Raw genomic sequence first — 1,279 nt, 5'->3', positions numbered from 1 at the left:
CGGGGGCCGACCGACTGCTGTGCTGCGCCCAGATCCGGTCGACGGCATGTACGAGTGCCTTGTCCGGGGCGCAGACGCCGTCATCCCAGCCGTCCGGGAGCAGCGAGTCCTTCGTCATTGCTTTCGGCGTCCGCTAGGCAGTGTCTTCAAATGATCACCGCTGGTGGATCATGGTTTCGTGATACGTCGCCATGAACTGTCGGATGCCGATTGGGAGTTCGTCCGGCCGCTGCTGCCCAGGCCGTTGCGCGGCAGGAAGCGGCTGGACGATCGGATGGTGCTCAACGGGATCGTGTGGAAGTTTAGGACGGGGGTGGCCTGGCGGGATGTGCCCGAACGGTACGGTCCGTGGGCCACACTGCACACCCGGTTTCGGCGGTGGGCTCTGGACAGAACGTTCGAGCGGATGCTGCAGGCCGCCCAGGCCAGGGCGGACGCGGCCGGGGACATCGACTGGCTCGTGTCGGTCGACTCCACCATCGTCCGCGCCCACCAGCACGCCGCCGGGGCACGAAAAGGGGGCTCCGCAGTCCCGCCCTCGGACGTTCCCGAGGTGGCCTGACCAGCAAAATCCATCTGGCCTGCGACGCGGCCGGCCGTCCGCTCGCTTTCACGCTCACGGGCGGCAACACCAATGACTGCACCCAGTTCACTGCGGTGATGGAAGCGATACGGGTGCCTCGCGTCGGCCCGGGACGGCCCCGAGTACGACCCTCCCACGTGCTGGGCGACAAGGGCTACAGTTCCCGGGCCATCCGCACCTGGCTGCGACGACGCAGCATCGGTCACACCATCCCCGAGCGGGCCGACCAGGTCCGGAACCGGCTCCGGCGCGGCAGCCGCGGCGGGCGCCCACCGGCCTTCGACAAGCAGCGCTACAGGCAGCGCAACGTGGTGGAACGCTGCTTCAATCGGCTGAAGCAGTGGCGCGGCATCGCTACTCGTTACGACAAGACCGCGGAGTCCTTCCAGGCAGCCGTCACTCTCGCGTCGCTCCTGATGTGGGCATGATGTTCCGGCGGTGAGCGGCGGGTCATCAGAGATGGAGCTCCGTCTCCCAGTCCTCGAAGGGCGGCTCGACCCGATAGCTCGGGTCGCAGCACACCCGAACCCACTGCGCGACCCGGTACTGCGCCTCTCCGTCGTTCAGCACCATGCCGTCGGCGTCGATTTGCAGCACATTGCTATAGATCGCGAAGACCTGTTCCAACGAGGAGCCGGAGTGGAAAACGGTCGAGCGATAGTCGAACCCATCGAGCAGGTCCAGGTCGAGGGTGCC

General features: G+C 66.8%; 1 protein-coding gene and 1 pseudogene. One reads left to right on the top strand and one right to left on the bottom strand.

Annotation, left to right across the window (positions count from 1 at the left end):
• Positions 1-181: 181 nt before the first annotated feature.
• Positions 182-1,011 (top strand): annotated as a pseudogene (locus tag IO20_RS39395) (IS5 family transposase).
• Between the two features lie 25 nt (positions 1,012-1,036).
• Here the strand turns inward: IO20_RS39395 and IO20_RS0134170 are convergent.
• The coding region (locus IO20_RS0134170; RefSeq protein ID WP_031127805.1) for a DUF7677 family protein at positions 1,037-1,279 on the bottom strand (243 nt) is incomplete at its 5' end.

It is taken from the genome of Streptomyces exfoliatus (assembly GCF_000725545.1).
In the GTDB taxonomy this organism is placed as follows: domain Bacteria; phylum Actinomycetota; class Actinomycetes; order Streptomycetales; family Streptomycetaceae; genus Streptomyces; species Streptomyces exfoliatus.
Note: the sequence above shows the minus strand (reverse complement) of the source record. Positions and strands in the feature narration are given on the sequence as shown.